Here is a 19,868-nt window from a genome sequence, read left to right as displayed (position 1 = left end):
ATTGCGCTACATCAAACACCAACATGTAACAATAAATTTCAGAACCCGAGACCAATGCTGCTGGTCGCGAACGCTTCAGCCCAGCAGTGCCTTCACGTCCTGAGTCAGCAACTGCGGTCCCGCGCCATAGCGCTCGTACACGCGCAACCGGCCCTGGGGATCGAAAAGATAGGTACCGGCCGAATGATCGAGTGTGTAAGTTCCTTCGACCTTGCCTGGCACCTTCTTGAAAAATATCTTGAAGTCCTTGGCCACGGCAGCAATCTCGTCGGCCGTACCGCTGAGCCCCACAAAGCTCTCGTCGAAGTTGGCCAGATAGGCCTTGAGTACCTCCGGCGTATCACGCTCGGGGTCCAGCGACACAAAAACGGCCTGCAGCTTGTCGCCATCGGCGCCCAGCGCCTGCTTGACTTCAAGCAGCTCCTGCAGCGTGGTGGGGCAGACATCGGGGCACTGGGTGTAACCGAAGAACACGGCCACCACCTTGCCCGAGAAATCCTTGAGACTGCGCTTTTTCCCGTGGACATCGGTCAGCGGAATGTCCTTGGCATAGTCTGCGCCCGTCACATCCACGCCCTGAAATTTGGGCTTGCTGTCGTCCTTGCAGGCAGTCAATGTCAATGTGGCCGCACCGGCCAGTGTTGCGGCGCCTAAAGCGCCGAGTACGCGCAGCACAGCTCGTTTATCCATGGTCTGTCAGGCTAGGTAATGATCCACCAGCAGCGCTGCAAACAGCAGGCTCAGATGGATCAGGGAAAAGCGGAAGGTCTTGCGTGCCAGCGCATCCGAGTAGTTGCGCAGCAGTGCCCAACCATAACCGCAAAAGCCCAACCCCAGAATCACTGCGGCAAAAAGGTAGAAATAGCCGCTCATTCCCACCACAAAAGGCAGCAGACAGCCGGCAAACAGCACCAGGGTATAGAGAAACACCTGCAGTCGCGTGAAGGCATTGCCATGCGTGACCGGCAGCATGGGCAGGCCGGCGCGGCGGTAGTCCTCGACACGGTACAGCGCCAGCGCCCAGAAATGCGGCGGCGTCCAGAGAAAGATGATGAGAAAAAGCAGCAGGGCTTCATGCCCTACCTGCCCCGTCATCGCGGCCCAGCCCAGCACGGGCGGCATGGCACCCGATGCCCCGCCGATGACGATGTTCTGCGGCGTCAAAGGTTTGAGCACCAGGGTATAAATCACTGCGTAACCAATGAAGGTGGCCAGCGTCAGCCACAGCGTGAGAGCATTCACGGCCAGCAGCAAGATGGCGGCCCCTGCTGCGCACAGCAAGGCCGAAAACAGCAAGGCCTGGGAATGCGAGAGCTCGCCGCGCGCCGTGGGCCGCCAGGCCGTGCGCTTCATGCGTGCATCGATGCTGCGCTCGACCAGGCAGTTGAACGCCGCTGCCGCTGCCGCAACCAGCCAGATGCCGGCACAGGCCGCCAGCATGCGGCCCCAATCCTGCCAGCCGGGAACGCCCGGCACGGCCAGCACCATGCCGATGAAGGCACAGAAGACGATGAGCTGCACCACCTTGGGCTTGGTCAGCGCGTGGTACTGTGCCCAGCGCGAAGAAGCCGCCATTGCGTCTGGAACAGCACCTTTCAAATCCGAGATTTCTGCCTGCATGCGGCCCTCCTCGCTGACGATGAACCAGATGGCCGGTAGTGTGCTTTGCGAAAGCAGGCTAAAGCCGGCCTCAACACCTATTTCTTTGCTGCATCGGCCGTAGCTCGCCCGGCCTCGTCCCATGAGGCAGAGGCGCGCAGCAACCGCTCCAGATCGCGCTTGGCCTTGCCGGCCGCGGCTTTGTCCATGCCTGCAGGAAAGCGCATCATCCAGTGGCCCTGCGGATCGACCACATACAGATGCTCGTCCAGTGCATGCCCGGCCGCGGGCTTGAGCCAGTTGCCGATGACTGCAGCGGGCACACGTACTGTTATGGCTTGCTCGGCAGCAGGCAGGATTTTTTCCGGAACGGGCTGCTGGTCGTTGATGAGCCAGACCCAGTCCAGCCGGTCCTTTTCACGGCCCAGGGTTTCACGCAGCTGGCGCTGAAGGTAGAGATGTTCCTGACAGCGCTGCCCGCAGTCCCCGGCACTGGTGCTGAGCAGCAGCCACTGGCCCTTGAGGCTGTTCAGATTCACGCTGCGCCCGTCCAGCGTCTGCGCCTGCACATCGGGCAGGCCCGGCTGCTCGGCAATCAGCTCGCCATAGCTGCGCTGCTGCGAGGGGCGCAACACGTAGTAGGTGAAGTAGGATGCCAGCACCGGCGCCGCACAGACCAGCAGCACGGCCAGCATCTTCCAGCGACCGCTGCGCGCCAGCAGCGCCTGCTGTGTGCGGCTTTGTGCGGGATCGGGCAGGCTGTGGACAGCAAAGCTCAGCGGTTCATCCCTCGGGCTGCGCTGCACGGCGGCGGGGGTAAAAGCGTCGGACGAGTTGAAACCAGACATAGAGCAACACCACCAAGACACTGAGTCCGAACCACTGAAAAGCATAGCCGTAGTGCTTTTGCACCCCGGCATTGATCTGCGGCCAGTCGCGCAGCAAGCCTTCGCTGGCGCCGCCGCCTTGCACCACGCTCAGGGCCAGCAGCGGCAAGCCGCTTTGCTGCGCCCACAGTGCGATGTCTGCATTCTGTCGGATGCGCGACTTTTGCTCATCAGGGTCTGCCCCGCCATGGGCGGCTTCCAGCTCCATCAGCCTGGAGGGCGGCGCTTCCAGTCGGCCCTCGATACCGACCAGGCCTGCAGGGGTCTGCACCTCGGGCAGAACCGTGCGGTCCATGAAGTTGCGCGGCGCCCAGCCACGCTGCACGATGACCACCGTGTGTTCATGAGGAGCGCTCAGCCTGAAGGGCGTGAGTACATAGAAGCCGGCGCGGCCCTGCATCTGGCGGTTGTCCAGAAAGAGGGTCTGCTCGGCCAGCCACTGGCCTTGCAGTTGCACGGGCCTATGCAGCAGATGCGCCTTGCGCGCTTCGCCGGCGGAGTCTGCCGCCAGAGCCACTTCGGCGGCCAGCTGGGCGTTATGCCAGGGCTGCAGCGCCTGCTGGCGCGTGATGGCATCGAAAACAGCCTGTTTCTGCGCGGCCCGGCCCAGTTGCCAAAAGCCCAGCGACGCAGTGACGGCCACGCAGATCAAGGCCACCGCAGAAATCAGTAGAAACCGCCAGAGGTCTGGAAATCGGGAAATGCGCACCAGATAATCCGTTCATGAAATTCGTGATCATTCTCGCCTTTCTCGCCATTTTGGCGAGCCTTGGCAGTGCGCTGTTCTTCATGATGCGCAGGGGCGATGGCGGCGAAAGCTCGCAGGCCGACGATGCCGAGCGCAGCCGCAAGATGTTCCGCGCCCTGGCCCTTCGCGTGGCTTTGTCGATTGCATTATTTCTCTGCGTTCTGATGGCGGCCAAGCTGGGCTGGATACAGCCCACGGGATGGCAGCCCGGGCAGTAGCCGCTTTCGTGCAGCGCTTTTCAGCGCTCCTAAAACAAAAGCGCCTTGCGCTTTCCATTCAAGGAATTCAGCATTGTTTGATGCTGAAATCCATGCTGACCTTGCGCAAGACGCTTCTATTTTTGAGAGTCCTACATCCAGTACACGAGGATGTAAAGAAAGACCCAGACCACGTCCACAAAGTGCCAGTACCAGGCCGCGCCTTCGAAGCCAAAGTGGTGCTTGTCGGTAAAGTCGCCCTTCATCAGGCGGATGGTGATGAAGAACAGCATCAGCATGCCCACCAGCACGTGGAAGCCGTGAAAGCCCGTCAGCATGTAGAAGGTCGAGCCGAAAACGCCGGAGTTGAGCTTGAGGTTGTAGTCGTTGTAGAGATGGTGGTACTCGTAGCCCTGCACGCACAGGAAGACAAAGCCCAGAATCACCGTCACCCACATGAAGCCGATGCAGCGCGCGCGGTGGTTGACCTGCAGCGCATGGTGGGCGATGGTCAGCGTCACGCCCGAAGTCAGCAGCAGCGCCGTGTTGATGGTGGGCAGCCAGAACGGGCCCACCGTCTTGAAGGGCTCGACAATATTCGCGGGCGACGCCGTGGTACCGGGGGCCACGCTGGGCCACACGGCCTGGAAGTTGGGCCACAGCAGCTCATTGGCCAGACTGCCCAACACCGGCACCGAGTGCGCGCGCGCCCACCACAGCGCGGTGAAGAAGGCCCCGAAAAACATCACCTCCGAGAAGATGAACCAGCTCATGCTCCAGCGATAGGACAGGTCGATCTTGCGGCTGTTGAGCCCGGCCTCGCTTTCGCGCGCTGCATCGCGGAACCAGACGAACAGCACGGACAGCCACCAGACCAGACCGACGAACAGGGAATACATTCCCCATCCGTGACCATTGATCCAGGTGCCTGCACCCAGAATCACAAAGAACAGACCTATGGCAGCCATCACGGGATGGCTGGATTCGGCTGGCACATAGTAGTAAGGGGTTGCGCCCTGCGGGGTTGCACTCATCACTCGGCTCCTGACTCTGTTGATCGTTGTTTTGACCGACGCTCCACTATCACTTGCACTGCATTCGCCACACCTGTTTCAGCCAAGGCTAAACGACCAGGTTAACGATCCATATCAACGCTAATACCAAGGCAAAAATCGCAACCAGCCCCACGGCAATCACATGCAGCGGCGTGATGCTGGCGAAATCCTTTTCGTACTCCTTGCCCTTGCGCACGCCCAGCATGGCCCAGGCGACGGCAACAATGCTGCGCCAAAATCCGGTCTTCTTTGCGTCCTGCGTCATGAGCTGCCTCCTTGTGTGACGGCTGCAGCCGTGCTGCCTTCGGGTGCTGCGGGGGTCTTGCCTCCCACCTCGAAGAATGTGTAGGACAGCGTGATGGTCTTCACGTCCTTGGAGATGCGCGGATCGATGACAAAGGCCACCGGCCATTCACGCTTTTCACCAGGCTCCAACGTGTATTGCGAAAAGCAGAAACACTCCATCTTGTTGAAGAAAGCCGTAGCCTGGCGTGGTGCGTAACTAGGGATCGCCTGGGCCGCCATGCGACGGTTCTGCACGTTCTGAAACTCATACATCACCGTGGCGAGCTCGCCGGGGTGTACCTGCACCGAACGCTTGGCCGGCTTGAAGTCCCAGGGCCCGCGTGCATTGGCATCGAACTCCACGGTGATGGTGCGGCTGGTGTCGATCTGGCTGTTGGGCGGAAGCTTCACGTCGCGGCCCGCCACGCCGGCACCGGGCACCTGTTTTTCGGACAGCGACAGGATGTTGATGCCCGTCAGCTCGCAGATATGCTTGTAGATGGGAATGAGCACATAGCCGAACGCAAACATGCCCAGGGCAACGATCGCCAGCTTGCCCACCATCTTCGCGTTTTCCTTGGCTATGCTCACCTCAAGCTCCTCCACTCAGTTGCCATCGGGCTGGCTCAATGCAGCCAGGCCATCTTCACCACAAAGCCGATAAAGAACACGGCAGCCGTGGAGGCAAGGATCAGTCCCAGCCTCAGGTTCGCCTTGCGTTGCTCCTGTGTCGTCATGCGCGCCTCCTCAGCCGATCACCTTGGTGGCGGTTTCATCGAGCTTGGGTGGCGTCTCGAAGGTGTGGAACGGAGCGGGCGAAGGCACTTCCCATTCCAGGCCTTCGGCCGCTTCCCAGGGCTTTTGCGGCGCTTTTTCGCCGTGACCGCGCATCGCGGGCCAGACGACGAACACGAAGAAATAGACCTGCATCAGGCCGAAGCCAAAACCGCCCAGGGAGGCAATCATGTTGAAGTCGGCGAACTGCATGGGGTAGTCGGCATAGCGACGCGGCATGCCGGCCAGACCCAGGAAGTGCATGGGGAAGAAAGTGATGTTGAAGAAGATCAGCGAGCCCCAGAAATGAATGCGGCCGCGCGTTTCGGAATACATCACGCCCGTCCACTTAGGCGACCAGTAGTAATAGCCGGCAAACATGGAGAACAGCGAACCGGCCACCAGCACATAGTGAAAGTGGGCCACCACGTAATAGGTGTCCTGCAGCTGGATGTCGATGGGCGCCATGGACAGTATCAGTCCCGTGAAGCCGCCCATGGTGAACACGAAGATGAAGCCCACGGCGAACAGCATCGGGGTTTCAAAGCTCATGGAGCCGCGCCACATGGTGGCTGTCCAGTTGAACACCTTCACGGCCGTGGGCACGGAGATCAGCATGGTCGCATACATGAAGAACAGCTGCCCCGTGACCGGCATGCCCGTGGTGAACATGTGGTGCGCCCAGACGATGAAGGACAGGATGGCAATGGCCGCCACGGCATAAACCATGGAGGTGTAGCCAAACAGCTTCTTGCGGCTGAAGGCGGGCACGATCTGGCTGACGATGCCGAAGGCCGGCAAGATCATGATGTAGACCTCGGGGTGGCCGAAGAACCAGAAGATGTGCTGGTACATCACCGGATCGCCGCCACCCGCAGGATTGAAGAAGCTGGTGCCGAAGTGGCGGTCGGTCAGCGTCATGGTGATGGCGCCGGCCAGCACCGGCATCACGGCGATCAGCAGATAGGCGGTGATCAGCCAGGTCCAGGCAAACAGCGGCATCTTCATCAGCGTCATGCCGGGCGCACGCATGTTCAGAATGGTGACGATGATGTTGATCGCGCCCATGATGGAGCTGGCGCCCATGATGTGCATGGCAAAGATGCTGGTGTCCATGGACGGACCCATCTGCAGCGTCAGCGGCGCATAAAGCGTCCAGCCAGCCGCCGGCGCACCACCGGGCATGAAGAACGAGCCCACCAGCATGATGCCGGCAGGAATCAGCAGCCAGAAGCTGAAGTTGTTCATGCGCGCAAACGCCATGTCGGACGCACCGATCTGCAGCGGCAGCATCCAGTTCGCGAAGCCCACGAAGGCCGGCATGATGGCGCCGAACACCATGATCAGGCCGTGCATGGTGGTGAGCTGGTTGAACAGCTCGGGATTGACGATCTGCAGACCGGGCTCGAACAGCTCGGCACGGATCAACATGGCCAGAATGCCTCCCACCATCAGCATGGTGAAGGAGAACAGCAAGTACATCGTGCCGATGTCCTTGTGATTGGTGGCAAACAGCCAACGGCGCCAGCCCGACGGCATGGCGTGGTGATGGTCGTCATGCCCATGGTCGTGACCATGGCCCTCGTGGGTGTGGACGGGAGGAACTACGGCGCTCATATTCTTTTCTCCAATCGATCTCTATACCCGGGGCTTACTTCGCGGCCGTGATGTCAACACGGCGTGCCTGCTGGTCCGCGCCTGCCGCAGCCGTGATGGTCTCGGGCTTGCGCAGCTCGATGCGGTCACCGGCAATGCCGCTGTCCTCCAGCAGCTTGGCCACCGCCTTGGCTCGCTCCTTGGCCAGCTCCGCGTTCTTGTCGGCGTTGCCGGTGGAGTCCACAAAGCCCGACAGAGCAATCTTGCCGTCCTTGTGGGCACTCCAGTACTCGGCCGCCTTCTTCACCGCAACCTGAGCCTTGTCGTCCAGCACGCTCTTGCCGGTCTCGAAAAAGACTTGATAAGGGCCGGCGTCGCTGGCAACAGCGGCTGCACCTTGCGCAGGGGCGGCAGAGTCGGCAGCAGGAGCTGCGGGGGCAGCACTACCCCCGCCTTCAGGGAACTTGCCGCCACGCGCAGCCACGAACTGGGCGGGCTGCACCAGCTGGCCGGTCTGGTTGCTCCAATGGTTCTTGGCAAAGGTCACCACTGCGGCCAGTTCGGTGTCGCTCAGTTGCTTCCAGGCCGGCATGGCACCGTTGGCGCGGCCTTCGAGCACGGCGTGCATCATGTCGGCCGTGGGGCCCAGCACCACGGGACTGCCGTCCAGCGGCTTGATGGGACCGGCTCCCTTGCCATTGGCCTGGTGGCAGGCAGCGCAGTTGGCGGCATAGACTTTTTCGCCACGCGCCACCAGATCGGCCAGCACCCAGACCTTGTTCGGATCATCGGCCTTGGCGGCCAGCTTCTTCTTTGCTTCGGCCACCCAGGCGCTGTAGGCTTCGGCAGACAGCACCTTCACATGGATGGGCATGTAGGCATGCTCCTTGCCACACAGCTCGGCACACTGGCCGTAGTAGTCGCCGGTCTTCTCGGCCTTGAACCAGGTATCGCGCACAAAGCCGGGAATCGCGTCCTGCTTGATGCCAAAGGCCGGCACCATGAAGGAGTGGATCACATCGTTGGCCGTGGTGATGATGCGCACCTTCTTGCCCACGGGCACGACCAGCGGGTTGTCGACCCTGAGCAGGTAGTCGTTGGGCGCCTTGCTCACATCGCCGCTGTTGGACATCTGGCGCTGGGCGTTGTCCAGCGTGGACACAAAGCCCAGGCCTTCGCCCTCGCCGCTCAGATAGTCATAGCCCCACTTCCACTGATAGCCGGTGGCCTTGATGGTGAGGTCGGCATTGGTCGTGTCCTTCTGTGCCACCAGCACCTTGGTGGCGGGCAACGCCATCAGAATCACGATGATGAAGGGAGCCACCGTCCAGGCCACTTCCACCTTGACCGATTCATGGAAGTTCGCGGCCTTGGCACCCTGGGATTTGCGGTGCTTCCAGATGGAATAGAACATCACCCCAAACACCGCGATGAAGATCACCGTGCAGATGATGAGCATCATCCAGTGCAGCCAGTGCTGTTCCACGGCAATGCGTGTCACAGGCGGATGCAGATTGAGCTGGTTGACGGCAGGGCCTCCCGGCAGATCCTGCGCCGCATAGGCCATGGAACTACCCCACGCCGCCAAGGCCATACTCCAGGGAACCAGCTTGGTGGAAATGTTTTTCATCGTTTTCACTTACCTCTAAGCCTCAGTTGTCCACTCGCTCACACCGCTTCTGCCTTGGCTGGCCAGAAGGCTGTGACACTCACACTACCTCGCGAACTTCAACGCAGCATGCCCCAGAATTTGATAGCACTGTCTGCGCGCATTCACTAATGCATGTACCGGAAACCCATGCCAATCGACCTTGCGCAAGCGGGCCTGACCGGACTTGAAACTCGTACTGGCAAGCGCATCTCACGGCAAGTGCCGGACATGGCTGCAACTGGCCTGGCAGCCAAGACAGAAGGGGAGCAGATGGGACGCCCCGGCACCGCGACAACCGCCGGGCACAGGGATGCATCAGCGCAGCAAAAGGCTGGCTTGTGGTGATGATGAAATGCGAAAACCGGCCGCTGTCGAACCCGCTGGCCAGTCCCCTTGGCAAAGCGAAACACCCGATATCTCCCCTGGCGGCTTGGACCGCACTGTCTGTTTTCCTTCAGGCAGGAGAGAAGCCCGAAGGATTGCTGCTATCTATGAAATAACTTGGGGAAATTGTAGGCAGCTTTGTGTCGAATCAAAGACCGGAAAACGACAGATGTGCTATCGCAAACCCGTGTTGCGCGGTTGCTTGAGCATGGCCTTCATGTCTTGCAGCGACACGGCGCTGTTGGCTTCCAGACGCAGCTTGGGCTGCGGTTTGTAGGCGTGGCCATAGACGATCTCGAAGGTCAGCGAGAGCTGGCCATCGGGCTGCTTGTCGGCCCAGCGCTCCGCCATTTTCTGCAGCAGCTCGGCCTTCCAGCCACGGCCGCGCAGGCCGGCAAAACGCCCAGGGTGCAGATTGCGGCCCAGTTCGCGCAGCTCCTGCAACAGACGCTGCGGCGTGGCAAAGGTCAGGGTGATGCGCTCCATGTCCATCACCGGTTCGGCAAAGCCGGAATGCACCAGCATGTCGCCCCAATCATGCATATCGGTAAACGTATGACCTGCCGGGCCCCAGCCCAGTTCAGCGTAGAGCCGATGCAGTTGCTGCACCGTATCCGGCCCGAGGCAGGAGAACATGACATAGCCGTCGACCTTGAGCGCCTTGTGCCAGCGCTCGATCAGGGTCTGCGGGTCGGCGGCCGTATGCAGCAGCATATTGGCCCAGAGCATGTCCATGCTGGCATCTGCAGGCGCCCCCATCTGCACGGCAGCCCCCTTCCAGCGCGAGAGCTGCCACCAGCGGCTGCCAAGCTTTTCCTGGGCCACGGCCTCGCGGCGGGCTACGGGTTCATAGAACGTGCATTCGGCCTGCGGATAGCGCTCGCGCAGCAGATGGTGAGCCTGCATGCCGCCGCGAACCGGCTCCCAGTGGCACCATTTCTCAGGCGGCTTCACTATCCAGTCCAGGCGCTGCTGCATGCGACTGGCCACTTCTTCGTGCAACCAGGGGGATTCGGCCGGAGCGGCCATTTGCCAATGGTTTGCAGCTGCAGAATCAATTGTTGGAGGCAGGACGTGGGACATGGGCAGACAAAAGCAGGCAGAGAGTCGAGCAAGCGGGCCGCTCACCAACTGCCGGAGTGAAGATCAATGCGGCGCGAGTATATTGATTCCATGCCCGACCTTCATGCGACATGGCTTTCAAACCTTCGCCGCCAGCAGCAGCGTTGGCTGGATACCTTGCCCAGCCAGTGCGCAGTCTGTGGACGCTGGCCGGGGCCACGCATCTGCCGCGACTGCCATGCACGCTGGGCTCAGCACAAGCACCGCTGCCACAGCTGTGCCCTGCCGCTGCCCGCTCTGGTCAGCCTCTGCGGCAACTGCCTCAAGCAACCACCCCGACTCAAGCGCTGCACCGCCGCGCTGGACTATGCCTACCCCTGGCAAAACCTCATCACACGCTACAAATTTCAGGCCGATCTGGGGTTGGTGCGCAGTCTGGGCAGGCTGATGGCCAGTCACCCCGAAGTCAGGGAGCAGTTGCGGGCCTGCGATGCCTTGCTGCCCATGCCGACCTCCGCACAGCGCGTGCGCGAGCGCGGCTTTGACCACAGCCTGCTGCTGGCACGCTCCCTCTCGGAGCAATACGACAGGCCCCTACCCTTGCTGAGCGGGGCTGTGCAACGCCAACATCTGGAGCTGCCCCAACATGCCTCCAGCCGGGAACAAAGACTGCGCCAGCTACGCGGCATTTTCAGCCTCGCCCCGGCTCGACAGGCTCTGGTGAAAGGACGGGAGATTTTGCTGCTCGACGACGTGATGACCACCGGTGCCACGCTGGATGCGCTGGCAGGCAGCTTGCTGTCGGCTGGCGCGGCATCGGTCAGCGCCATCGTGCTGGCACGCACGCCTTGACCCATATTCGCCAGTCTGGAACTGCGGAGGCGGCAGCGTGGGTAAAAGCCGGGCTGCACAATAGCGCCCCATGTTTCATATCGTTCTTGTGGCGCCCGAGATCCCTCCCAACACGGGCAATGTCATCCGTCTGGCCGCCAATACGGGCTGCAGCCTGCATCTGATCGAGCCGCTGGGCTTTTCCATGGAAGACCGGCATATGCGCCGCGCCGGACTGGACTATCACGAGTACGCCAATGTGGCCCGCCACGCCAGTTGGGACGTTTTCCTCGAAACCTGTCAGCCGCAGCGCGAGCGCATGTTTGCCATGACCACGCACAGCAGCAGTCCGGCCCATGCCATGGAATTCAAGGCGGGCGACTGGCTGGTCTTTGGTTCTGAAAGCAAGGGGCTGCCACCCGAGGTGCGCGCCCAGTTCCCCAACGAGCAGCGACTGCGCCTGCCCATGCTGGCATCTCAGCGCAGCCTGAACCTCTCCAATGCCGTGGCCGTGACGGTGTTTGAAGCCTGGCGCCAGCAGGGCTTCGCGGGGGCTGCCCTTGCAGAGCCCAAGACGGCTCTTTAAGTTCCCGCTTATTGTCTCTATTTTCGGAACAATAAGTTGCGCAACAAGGGGTTTTTCTCTCGATTAGATCGTCCTAAAGTACGACTCATGGACTTGCAGCCGACCGACGATATCCGCCAGGACTGCAGGCCCGATGTACCCAAAGGACGAATCATGAAATACGCCAACCGCCTCGCCATCGTTGCCACCCTGGCCATGTCCGCCGCCGCTGCACAGGCCGCAGGCTTTGAATTCACCGGCGATCACTATCCTCTCGAAGTGGCCTCTCAGTCCACCCTGACCCGTGCCCAGGTCAAGGCCCAGGTGCAGGACGCCATGGCCAGGGGTCAGCTGCAGCCCGTTGGCGATGCCTATCTGCCTCTGTCCCAGCAACAGCAATCGAGCAACCTCAGCCGTGAGCAAGTGCGCCAGGAAACCATTGCCGCAGGCAAGGCCGGTTTGCTGGACAACTATGGCGAATGACGGCCTCTGCGCAGCACCCTGCTGAGCAAGGTGCGGCTCAATAACAAAGCCCCAAGGTCGAGCCAAGGGGCTTTTTTCATGGCTTGAAAATTAAGCCGCGAATCAGCCCGCAGCACCAAAGCTGCGCGCCAGCGACTCAGCCACGCACACAGGCTTGTCGCTGCCCTCGCGCTCCACCGTCACCTGCCAGGTCATCTGGATGCCGGCCGGCTCGATGCGCTCCGCCGCCTGCAATGTCATGCGGGCCCGCAAGCGGCTGTTGACGGGCACCGGGGCCATGAAGCGCACACGGTTGAGCCCGTAGTTCACCCCCATCTTGGCGCCTTCGATCTTGAAAGTACCTTCGAAAAACTGAGGCAGCAGGGACAGCGTGAGAAAGCCATGGGCAATCGGCGCGCCGAACGGCCCCTGTGCTGCGCGCTCGGGATCGGTATGAATCCATTGCTGATCGCCCGTGGCATCAGCAAACATTTGAATCTGGGCCTGTGTGATGGTGATCCAGTCGCTGACGGCGACTTCCTGCCCAATCGAGGCCAGCACTTCGGAGTAGGAGCGAAAGGTTTTCATGCCCCCAATGTAGAAGCCCCCTGCCCTGCGCCATGTCTGACGCGGGACAAGGGGCTTACCCTAGATGAGTCGATCAAATATGCCGCTGGCTCAATGTATTCATATGCTGGCAGCTATGCTTTTCAAAGCAGCTCAGGCTTCGCTGGAGCGCTGAACAAAAAACAGGCCTGTGCCCACGGCCATCAGCAGGCCGCCGAACACGCGGTTCTGATTGCGCATGGCGCGTGCGCTGCGCATCAGGCCACGCAAGGCGCTGGCACCTGCGGCATAGCTATGCATCACCGTGGTGTCCACGGCCAGCATGGTCACGGCCAGAATGGCCAACTGAGGGGCCAGAGGACGGCTGGTGGTCATGAACTGGGGCAGCACGGCGACCATGAAGATGATGCCCTTGGGATTGGTGGCATTGGTCAGAAAGCCCGTCAGCACGCGCTTTTTGAGACTGGCCTCGGGCACCGCCTCTTGCGCAGCCAGCGGCGAGCCGCCCGAACGCCACTGGCTGATGCCCAGATAGATCAGATAGCCAGCGCCCACGATCTTGACGGCATTGAAGGCCCACTCGGACGCCATGAGCAGCGAGCCCACGCCGGCACCTGCTATCAACAAGATGAGCAGCAGCCCGAGTTGCAGACCCATGATGGTGGCGCTGGTCTTGCGCACACCGTAGGACAGGCCATGACTCATGGACAGCACAGCCCCCGACCCCGGGGAGACCGCGATGATCCAGGAGGCCACAAAAAAAGCAAACCAGGTGTGCAGATCCATACTCACTCCAAACGCCGATCTTCAGCGCCAGTCACAAAGCACCTATCTTAAAAGTTGCGCTGTCAACTTGCAGACGCATGGTTGACCAGGCGCTATAAGCACGAGATAACCATTCGTGCCTTTTTTCTTTCTGTCAAAAATCTGACGCCTGGCTGCGGGTGCCAAAATGGAATCTTTCTAGGGTTAACACCACATAACATTCCCATGGAACACGGCTCTCCCATCTGGCTGACTTACGGCTTCATCTATCTTACGGCGGCGGTTCTGGCCGTCCCCATCGCCAGAGCCCTGGGCCTGGGAGCCATCATCGGCTACCTGGGCGCCGGCATTGCCATGGGCCCCTGGGGTTTTGGCCTGGTGCGCAATGTGGACGACATCCTGCACTTTGCCGAATTTGGCGTGGTGCTGATGCTGTTCGTGATCGGACTTGAGTTGCAGCCCAAGCGCCTCTGGGAGCTGCGGCGACCGATCTTTGGCTGGGGCATGGCGCAAATGGTGGTCTGCACCGGCATTCTGTTTCTGGCCGCCTGGGCCTTCGGTCTGTCCTGGCGCGTCAGCCTGATTGCGGGCATGGGCCTGGCACTGTCGTCTACCGCTGTCTGCCTGCAGATCATGGCCGAGCGCAATCTGATGCGTACTCCCAGCGGACAGGCCGCCTTCTCCATCTTGCTGTTCCAGGACGTGGCGGCCATCCCCATCCTGGCGCTGATTCCGATTCTCGGCGCTTACAAGGCCGCCCATGCAAGCCACGGTGACAGCCATGTCTGGCTGGCCATTCTCAAGACCGTGGGCACGATTGGCGCCGTCATCATCGGCGGCCGCCTGCTGCTGCAACCTCTGCTACGCTGGATTGCGCGCAGCAAGACCCCCGAGATCTTTACCGCCACTTCCTTGTTGTTGGTCGTAGGCATTGCCATGCTGATGACACAGGTGGGCCTGTCCATGGCGCTGGGTGCCTTCCTTGCCGGCGTGCTGCTGGCCGACAGCGAATACCGCAGCGAGCTGGAAACCAATATCGAGCCGTTCAAAGGGCTGCTGCTGGGCCTGTTCTTCATGGCTGTGGGCATGAGCATTGACTTTGGCGTCATCCTCCAGTCTCCCTGGGCCATGGCCGCCATGGTGACGGGCTTTATTGCACTGAAGGCAGTGATGATCTTCGGCTTGGCCAAATTCATGCAGATTCCCTGGCGCGAACGCCCGGTGTTCACGCTGATGCTGGCACAAGGCGGGGAATTCGCCTTTGTGGTGTTTCAGACGGCGGCGCAGTACAAGGTGTTTCGCCACAGCGTCTCGTCCATGCTGGTTGCGGCCGTGGCTCTGTCGATGCTGTTGGGCCCGCTGCTGCTGGTGCTGCTGGACAAACTGCTGCTGCGCCGCTTTTCCACCATCACGGATGAGGAATGCGGCTCCGACAAGGCCGAAGAGATCTCCGAGCCTCAGGACTCGCCCATCATCATTGCCGGCTTCGGCCGCTACGGCCAGATCGTGGCTCGCGTGTTGCTGGCTCAGGGCATACGCCCGACCATCCTGGACCATAGCGTGGAAATGCTGGAGGCCGCGCAGATCTATGGCCACCGGGTGTTTTACGGCGATGCCACTCGCATGGATCTGCTGCGCATTGCAGGCGCAGCCAAGGCTCATGTGCTGGTGATTGCCGTCGACACTCCCGAGCAGTCCCTCAAGATAGCCAGCCAGGTACGCAAGCATTTCCCCAACCTGGAGATCGTGGCCCGCACCCGGGATCTCAATCACTGGTTCCAACTGCGCGACCTGGGTGTGGCGCATGCCCAGCGTGAAGTGTTCGAGTCCAGCCTGATCTCGGCCCAGTCGGTGCTGGAGCTGTTAGGTCAGAGTCCGGCCGAGGCCAAACGCATCACGGCACGCTTCAGGGAGCACAATCTGGCACTGGCCGAGCGCATGTACCCGCACTACAAGGACAAGAACCAGCTGATTGCGGTGGCCAAGCAAGGCCGCCAGCAACTGGTGGAGCAAATGGCCAAGGAGCGTGCCGACCTCCTGGCTGGCAACGCAGAGACACCGGATACCATCCCGGCCAGCGAGCAAGACCACAGTCCGGCTGATGCCCGGCAGCCGTGATACGCTGCGCGCCATCATGTTCAACCCGAGTCAAGCCGACGTACGGCGATTTTTTTGCAGTGTGCGCGCCAAGATGATCAGCGGCGCGCCCATGGAGGCCATCGAGACGCTGGCCAGCCTGTGGATAGACGAGCACCCCGAGTACTTCGACGAGCTCTCCGACGTGGATGCCGCCGTGGCGCGTAACTACGACGCGGAGACCGAGCGTACCAACCCGTTTCTGCACCTGTCCATGCATCTGTCCATCAGCGAGCAGTGCAGCGTGGACTCGCCACGCGGCATACGCCAGGCCGTGGAACTGTTGACCAGAAAGCGTGATCTGCATGACGCCCATCACGCCGCCATGGAATGTCTGGGCCAGATGCTCTGGGAAAGCCAACGCTCGGGACGCCCGCCCGATGGTGAGGCGTATGTCGCCGGAGTTCAGCGTCTGGCCACCACCGACGGCAGTTTTAAAAGTACCCCCTGATGTGCTGTGCAGCCTCCGGCGGGGAGATGACACAATCGCTGCAGGTGGGTTCCTGCTCTGTATCCTCCAAGCCCCGGGTACAGGGCCCCTGAGCTACCTCCAGTTGAGAAAAAGCAAAAGCCCGTCTTCACGGGCTTTTGCTTTTTCTGAAACAAGGTCTATTTCTGGCCCAGGCGGAAGTGCGGCTGCGCCACTACCTGCATCTCGCTGTCCAGGCTACCGATGTACTTGGCGAGCTGCTGCAGTTCGTCACTCTTGAACTGCTTGGCAATGCCGGCCATCACGCCATTGCTGCGCCCGATGAGCGGATTGCCATCGGTTCTATAGGACTGCAACGCGCGGAAAACATAGTCCGAATACTGCCCTGCCACCTTGGGATAGGACGGGTCAATGGGTTTTGAAAATCCTTCACCGTGACAGGAGAAGCAGGCACCTTTTTGCAGCAGCGCCGTGACAGCAGGGTTCGCCTCCTTGGCCTTGCCATCCTTGGCCTTGCCATGACCTGCATAGAAGGCCGCCACATCGGCCATGTCCTGCTCGCTCAGCGAGTCGGCAATGCCACGCATGGTAGGGTGTTTTCGTTCGCCTTTTTTATAGGCATTCAGAGCCGAGACGATATAGGCCTCGTTCTGCCCGCCGATCATCGGCACCTTGTAAACCTCAGGGAAGCTGGCCTGATAACCGGCGATGCCATGACAGCCTATGCACATGGCGATCTTGCCTTCGCCGGCCTTTGCATCGCCCTTGACAGCCTGGGCGTTTGCCGCGCCGGTCACTGATGCGACAACTACTGCCAATACCGTGGTCCAAGTTTTTATCATTTTGCGCGCACAATCCTTCAAGAGTTCAGACGGGTGCTCAAATGCCTTGCTGCAGTGCAAACGATTATGGCAGTGAGAATTTCGCACGCTTATCAATACTTACGCTGATACCGCCCATGAAGTTTCAAGGTTCCGACAAATACGTGGCCACGCAAGATCTGATGCTGGCCGTCAACGCTGCCGCTACCCTGCAGCGCCCTCTGCTCATCAAGGGCGAGCCCGGCACGGGCAAGACCATGCTGGCCGAGGAAGTGGCTCAGGCGCTGGACATGCCACTGCTGCAGTGGCACATCAAGTCGACCACCAAGGCCCAGCAAGGCCTTTACGAGTACGACGCCGTGAGCCGTCTGCGCGACTCACAGCTGGGAGACGAGCGCGTCAAGGACATTCACAACTACATCGTCAAGGGCGTGCTCTGGCAGGCTTTCACTGCGGAACGCCCTGTGGCCCTGCTGATCGACGAGATCGACAAGGCCGACATCGAGTTCCCCAACGACTTGCTGCGCGAGATCGATCGCATGGAGTTCTATTGCTACGAGACCCACGAGATGATCCGCGCCAAGCACCGCCCGCTGGTCTTCATCACCTCGAACAACGAAAAGGAACTGCCTGACGCATTTTTGCGCCGCTGCTTTTTCCACTACATCAAGTTCCCCGATGCCGACACCATGCGCCAGATCGTGGCCGTGCACTTCCCCAAGCTGCAGGGCGAGTTGCTGAACGCGGCCATGAAGGTCTTCTACGATGTGCGCAATCTGCCCGGCCTCAAGAAAAAGCCTTCGACCAGCGAGCTGATCGACTGGCTCAAGCTGCTGGTCGCCGAGGAAATTCCTGCATCGGCCCTGCAATCCGAGGAAGGCAAGGTCAGCGTGCCCCCCCTGGTTGGCGCCTTGCTCAAGAACGAACAGGATATGAGCCTGTTTGAAAAGCTGGTCTTCATGAACCAGCGCAATCGCTGAGCCGACATCAAAAACCGAGGAGACACAGCCCATGAGCACCGCACAACAACTGCTGCTGGAAGGCGGCTCCGACGCCGTCGGCTTTGTGGGCGGCGCCCTGCTGGGCTGGGGCCTGTCCAATGTACTGGGCTTGGATCTGTTCGCCCAGGGTTATGGCGCTGGCAGCATTGCCGCCATCGCCATGGTGGGTCTGGGTGGAGGACTGGGTCTCAAGCTGGCCCGATTCTGGCGCAGCAAGCGCAAACCTCTTTGAGTGAGCAAGCCATGACTTTTGTAGAAACCGTGACTTTGCGCGACCGCGGCGTGCGGCTGGAGCCGCTGGACCTGAGCCATGAGACGGGCCTCGCCGCAGCCGCTGCCGATGGAGAGCTGTGGAAGATTCGCGTGACTTCCGTGCCCGAACCTGGCGAGGTGCGCAGCTATATCGAGACCGCGCTGCTGGGCCGCGACCAAGGCCACCGCTTTGCATTCGCCGTGCTTGACGATGCCAGCGGCAAGGTGCTGGGAACCACCAGCTATCACGACATCGTGCCCGCCATTCGCCGTGTGGAGATTGGCTACACCTGGTATGCCAAAAGCGTGCAGCGCACCCATGTCAACACCTCGGCCAAGCTGCTGCTGCTGGCCCATGCCTTCGGTACGCTGGGCTGCCATGTGGTGGGCTGGCGCACAGACAACTTCAACTTCGCCAGCCAGCGCGCCATCGAGCGGCTGGGAGCCAAGAAGGATGGCGTGATTCGCGGCCATGCGCTGCGCCGCGACGGCACGATTCGCGACACCGTGATGTACAGCATGCGCAGCGGCGAATGGCCTGAAGCCCGTGCACAACTGCTCTACCTGCTGGAGCAGCATGCACCCGCTGCATAAGCGCTGGAGGCATTTTTCATGCTGATCGATTTCTTCTATACCCTGCGTGCCGCCAAACTGCCTGTGTCGGTCAAGGAGTTTCTGGCTCTGCTGGAAGCACTGGACGCGGGCATCATCGGCCCCAAGAGCGAGGATCGCTGGAGCCTGGACGACTTCTATCACCTGGGCCGAACCATTCTGGTCAAGGACGAGAAGCACTACGACAAGTACGACCGCGCTTTTTCCGCCTATTTCAAGGGCGTGGAGATGCTGGCCGACTTGAGCAAGGAAATTCCGCAGGACTGGCTGCAAAAGCTTCTGGAGCGCGAGCTCAGCCCCGAGGACAAGGCCAAGATCGAAGCCATGGGCTGGGACGAGCTGATGGAGACGCTCAAGAAGCGTCTGGAGGAGCAAAAGGAGCGCCACGAAGGCGGCAACAAATGGATTGGTACGGGCGGCACCAGCCCCTTCGGTCATGGCGGCTACAACCCGGCGGGCATCCGCATTGGCGGGCCGGGCCGCAACAAGAGCGCCGTCAAGGTCTGGGAGCAGCGAGCCTACCGCGACTATGACGACACCCAGGAGCTGGGCACGCGCAACATCAAGGTCGCTCTGCGCCGCCTGCGCAAGTTTGCGCGCCAGGGCAGCGAGCTGGAGCTGGATCTGCCGGACACCATCCGCTCCACGGCCGCCAATGCGGGTTATCTCGACATCAAGATGATTCCCGAGCGGCATAACAATGTGAAAGTGCTGCTGCTCATGGACGTGGGCGGCACCATGGACGAGCATATCCAGCGCGTGGAGGAGCTGTTCTCGGCCGTGAAGAGCGAGCTCAAGCATCTGGAGTTCTATTACTTCCACAACTGTGTCTACGACTTCATGTGGAAGAACAACCGCCGCCGCTTTGCCGAAAAATTTCCGACCTGGGACATCATTCGCAAGTACAACAAGGACTACAAGCTGATCTTTGTCGGCGACGCGACCATGAGCCCCTATGAAATCCTGCAGCCCGGCGGCTCGGTCGAGTACATGAACGAGGAGCCCGGTGCCGAGTGGCTGCAGCGCCTGACGAATGCCTTCCCGCACTTTGCCTGGATCAATCCGGAGCCACAGGGCGTATGGCAGTACCGCCAGAGCATCAGCATCATTCAGCAGTTGATGGGAGACCGCATGTACCCTTTGTCGCTCAAAGGCTTGGAAGACGCCATGCGCATGCTGTCAAAATAG

Annotated in this window: 24 protein-coding genes; 10 read left to right on the top strand and 14 right to left on the bottom strand. The window is 60.8% G+C overall.

What is annotated here, in order from left to right; all coding sequences use genetic code 11:
- Window positions 1–75: 75 nt before the first annotated feature.
- From QYQ99_RS16835 to QYQ99_RS16820, 4 genes are all read right to left on the bottom strand, one after another.
- Window positions 76–690, bottom strand: a complete 615-nt coding sequence (locus tag QYQ99_RS16835; protein ID WP_302089211.1) for an SCO family protein — start codon at window positions 688–690, stop codon at window positions 76–78.
- A gap of 6 nt (window positions 691–696) precedes the next feature.
- Window positions 697–1,620 (bottom strand): heme o synthase, encoded by a 924-nt coding sequence (gene cyoE, locus QYQ99_RS16830; RefSeq protein ID WP_302089210.1) that lies wholly within the window; start codon window positions 1,618–1,620, stop codon window positions 697–699.
- A 77-nt stretch (window positions 1,621–1,697) separates the two neighbouring features.
- Complete coding sequence (locus tag QYQ99_RS16825; protein WP_302089209.1) at window positions 1,698–2,447, bottom strand: hypothetical protein; 750 nt, start codon at window positions 2,445–2,447, stop codon at window positions 1,698–1,700.
- Window positions 2,383–3,195: an SURF1 family protein gene (locus QYQ99_RS16820; RefSeq protein ID WP_302089208.1), complete on the bottom strand. Its 813-nt coding sequence runs from the start codon at window positions 3,193–3,195 to the stop codon at window positions 2,383–2,385. The genes QYQ99_RS16825 and QYQ99_RS16820 overlap by 65 nt, the downstream gene beginning before the upstream one ends.
- A 14-nt stretch (window positions 3,196–3,209) precedes the next feature.
- On the opposite strand from QYQ99_RS16820, the gene QYQ99_RS16815 reads away from it, so the two are divergent.
- Complete coding sequence (locus QYQ99_RS16815) at window positions 3,210–3,452, top strand: twin transmembrane helix small protein (protein ID WP_302089207.1); 243 nt, start codon at window positions 3,210–3,212, stop codon at window positions 3,450–3,452.
- Window positions 3,453–3,583: 131 nt separating this feature from the next.
- Here QYQ99_RS16815 and QYQ99_RS16810 read toward each other — a convergent pair whose 3' ends face one another.
- The 7 genes from QYQ99_RS16810 to QYQ99_RS16780 all read right to left on the bottom strand — a co-directional run bounded on the left by QYQ99_RS16810 (window position 3,584) and on the right by QYQ99_RS16780 (window position 10,259).
- Entirely contained in the window at window positions 3,584–4,465 is an 882-nt protein-coding gene (locus tag QYQ99_RS16810) for a cytochrome c oxidase subunit 3 (protein ID WP_302089206.1), read from the bottom strand.
- Window positions 4,466–4,553: 88 nt separating this feature from the next.
- A complete protein-coding gene (locus QYQ99_RS16805) occupies window positions 4,554–4,751 on the bottom strand; it encodes a DUF2970 domain-containing protein (RefSeq protein ID WP_003051791.1) in 198 nt (65 codons plus the stop codon).
- Entirely contained in the window at window positions 4,748–5,362 is a 615-nt protein-coding gene (locus QYQ99_RS16800; protein ID WP_302089205.1) for a cytochrome c oxidase assembly protein, read from the bottom strand. The genes QYQ99_RS16805 and QYQ99_RS16800 overlap by 4 nt, the downstream gene beginning before the upstream one ends.
- 35 nt (window positions 5,363–5,397) lie before the next feature.
- The gene (locus tag QYQ99_RS16795; RefSeq protein ID WP_232538029.1) at window positions 5,398–5,508 is read right to left on the bottom strand and encodes a cytochrome oxidase small assembly protein; all 111 of its coding nucleotides are present in this window, start codon (window positions 5,506–5,508) and stop codon (window positions 5,398–5,400) included.
- 10 nt (window positions 5,509–5,518) lie between these two features.
- Window positions 5,519–7,162, bottom strand: a complete 1,644-nt coding sequence (ctaD, locus tag QYQ99_RS16790) for a cytochrome c oxidase subunit I (protein ID WP_034366217.1) — start codon at window positions 7,160–7,162, stop codon at window positions 5,519–5,521.
- Window positions 7,163–7,196: 34 nt separating this feature from the next.
- Window positions 7,197–8,771, bottom strand: coding sequence for a cytochrome c oxidase subunit II (gene coxB, locus QYQ99_RS16785; protein ID WP_302089204.1), 1,575 nt, complete (start codon window positions 8,769–8,771; stop codon window positions 7,197–7,199).
- A 579-nt stretch (window positions 8,772–9,350) separates the two neighbouring features.
- A complete protein-coding gene (locus QYQ99_RS16780) occupies window positions 9,351–10,259 on the bottom strand; it encodes a class I SAM-dependent methyltransferase (protein ID WP_302089203.1) in 909 nt (302 codons plus the stop codon).
- A gap of 90 nt (window positions 10,260–10,349) precedes the next feature.
- Here QYQ99_RS16780 and QYQ99_RS16775 point away from each other — a divergent pair, with 90 nt between their 5' ends.
- The 3 genes from QYQ99_RS16775 (at window position 10,350) to QYQ99_RS16765 (ending at window position 12,117) form a co-directional block, all read left to right on the top strand.
- Window positions 10,350–11,090 carry a ComF family protein gene (locus tag QYQ99_RS16775; RefSeq protein ID WP_302089202.1) on the top strand — a complete coding sequence of 247 codons (741 nt, stop codon included), beginning with the start codon at window positions 10,350–10,352 and terminating at the stop codon, window positions 11,088–11,090.
- 70 nt (window positions 11,091–11,160) lie between these two features.
- Window positions 11,161–11,655 carry a tRNA (uridine(34)/cytosine(34)/5-carboxymethylaminomethyluridine(34)-2'-O)-methyltransferase TrmL gene (gene trmL, locus QYQ99_RS16770; protein ID WP_158393307.1) on the top strand — a complete coding sequence of 165 codons (495 nt, stop codon included), beginning with the start codon at window positions 11,161–11,163 and terminating at the stop codon, window positions 11,653–11,655.
- Window positions 11,656–11,742: 87 nt separating this feature from the next.
- A complete protein-coding gene (locus QYQ99_RS16765) occupies window positions 11,743–12,117 on the top strand; it encodes a DUF4148 domain-containing protein (RefSeq protein WP_302089201.1) in 375 nt (124 codons plus the stop codon).
- A 102-nt stretch (window positions 12,118–12,219) separates the two neighbouring features.
- Here QYQ99_RS16765 and QYQ99_RS16760 read toward each other — a convergent pair whose 3' ends face one another.
- Both QYQ99_RS16760 and QYQ99_RS16755 read right to left on the bottom strand, forming a co-directional pair.
- On the bottom strand, window positions 12,220–12,684 hold the full coding sequence (locus tag QYQ99_RS16760; protein WP_302089200.1) for a MaoC family dehydratase: 465 nt from the start codon (window positions 12,682–12,684) through the stop codon (window positions 12,220–12,222).
- 132 nt (window positions 12,685–12,816) lie between these two features.
- The gene (locus QYQ99_RS16755; protein WP_034366236.1) at window positions 12,817–13,449 is read right to left on the bottom strand and encodes a LysE family transporter; all 633 of its coding nucleotides are present in this window, start codon (window positions 13,447–13,449) and stop codon (window positions 12,817–12,819) included.
- Between the two features lie 204 nt (window positions 13,450–13,653).
- On the opposite strand from QYQ99_RS16755, the gene kefC reads away from it, so the two are divergent.
- Both kefC and QYQ99_RS16745 read left to right on the top strand, forming a co-directional pair.
- On the top strand, window positions 13,654–15,546 hold the full coding sequence (gene kefC / locus QYQ99_RS16750; RefSeq protein ID WP_302089199.1) for a glutathione-regulated potassium-efflux system protein KefC: 1,893 nt from the start codon (window positions 13,654–13,656) through the stop codon (window positions 15,544–15,546).
- Window positions 15,547–15,562: 16 nt separating this feature from the next.
- Window positions 15,563–16,015 (top strand): DUF1841 family protein, encoded by a 453-nt coding sequence (locus QYQ99_RS16745; RefSeq protein WP_302093200.1) that lies wholly within the window; start codon window positions 15,563–15,565, stop codon window positions 16,013–16,015.
- A 158-nt stretch (window positions 16,016–16,173) separates the two neighbouring features.
- Here QYQ99_RS16745 and QYQ99_RS16740 read toward each other — a convergent pair whose 3' ends face one another.
- Window positions 16,174–16,836, bottom strand: a complete 663-nt coding sequence (locus tag QYQ99_RS16740) for a c-type cytochrome (RefSeq protein ID WP_302093199.1) — start codon at window positions 16,834–16,836, stop codon at window positions 16,174–16,176.
- Between the two features lie 116 nt (window positions 16,837–16,952).
- Between QYQ99_RS16740 and QYQ99_RS16735 the strand changes: the two genes are divergently transcribed.
- The 4 genes from QYQ99_RS16735 to QYQ99_RS16720 are packed head-to-tail and all read left to right on the top strand — an operon-like array spanning window position 16,953 to window position 19,868.
- Window positions 16,953–17,795 (top strand): AAA family ATPase, encoded by an 843-nt coding sequence (locus QYQ99_RS16735; RefSeq protein ID WP_034366252.1) that lies wholly within the window; start codon window positions 16,953–16,955, stop codon window positions 17,793–17,795.
- Window positions 17,796–17,826: 31 nt separating this feature from the next.
- Window positions 17,827–18,048, top strand: coding sequence for a hypothetical protein (locus QYQ99_RS16730; protein ID WP_302089198.1), 222 nt, complete (start codon window positions 17,827–17,829; stop codon window positions 18,046–18,048).
- Window positions 18,049–18,059: 11 nt separating this feature from the next.
- Window positions 18,060–18,662, top strand: coding sequence for a GNAT family N-acetyltransferase (locus tag QYQ99_RS16725; protein ID WP_302089197.1), 603 nt, complete (start codon window positions 18,060–18,062; stop codon window positions 18,660–18,662).
- 18 nt (window positions 18,663–18,680) lie between these two features.
- Window positions 18,681–19,868, top strand: coding sequence for a vWA domain-containing protein (locus QYQ99_RS16720; RefSeq protein ID WP_053281880.1), 1,188 nt, complete (start codon window positions 18,681–18,683; stop codon window positions 19,866–19,868).

The sequence above is a fragment of the Comamonas testosteroni genome, assembly GCF_030505195.1.
Classification (GTDB): domain Bacteria; phylum Pseudomonadota; class Gammaproteobacteria; order Burkholderiales; family Burkholderiaceae_C; genus Comamonas; species Comamonas testosteroni_G.
This window is presented reverse-complemented; position numbering and strand designations above follow the sequence as displayed.